The sequence below is a fragment of the Streptomyces sp. NTH33 genome (assembly GCF_003236365.1).
Taxonomy (GTDB): Bacteria; Actinomycetota; Actinomycetes; order Streptomycetales; family Streptomycetaceae; genus Streptomyces.
On record NZ_POTZ01001118.1, the window covers coordinates 1 to 467 of the forward strand.

The following is a 467-nucleotide window of genomic DNA, read 5'->3' on the forward strand; positions in this document are numbered from 1 at the left end:
CACTATTACCGCGTTCAACCGACCGGAAGGTGGTGCCTGTTTTCGTGTTACACTTCCCCAGCAAACTGCCCCTGAACTTGAAGAATTTCATGAGGATATGTGACAAACGTTCTGATTGTTGAAGATGAACAGGCTATTCGTCGCTTTCTGCGCACGGCGCTGGAGGGCGACGGGATGCGCGTCTTTGAGGCCGAAACGCTGCAACGCGGCTTGCTGGAAGCGGCAACCCGTAAGCCAGATTTGATTATTCTCGATCTCGGCCTGCCCGATGGTGATGGGATTGAGTTTATCCGCGACCTGCGCCAGTGGAGCGCGGTGCCGGTGATTGTGCTTTCCGCACGCAGCGAAGAGAGCGACAAAATCGCCGCGCTGGATGCCGGAGCGGATGATTATCTGAGTAAGCCGTTTGGCATTGGCGAATTGCAGGCCCGTCTGCGCGTCGCATTACGCCGCCACTCTGCCACCAC

Annotated in this window: 1 protein-coding gene; it reads left to right on the forward strand. The window is 56.7% G+C overall.

Translation table 11 applies throughout. The features are described from left to right. Positions 1–99: 99 nt before the first annotated feature. The coding region (locus C1I97_RS38765) for a response regulator (protein WP_146608488.1) at positions 100–467 on the forward strand (368 nt) is incomplete at its 3' end.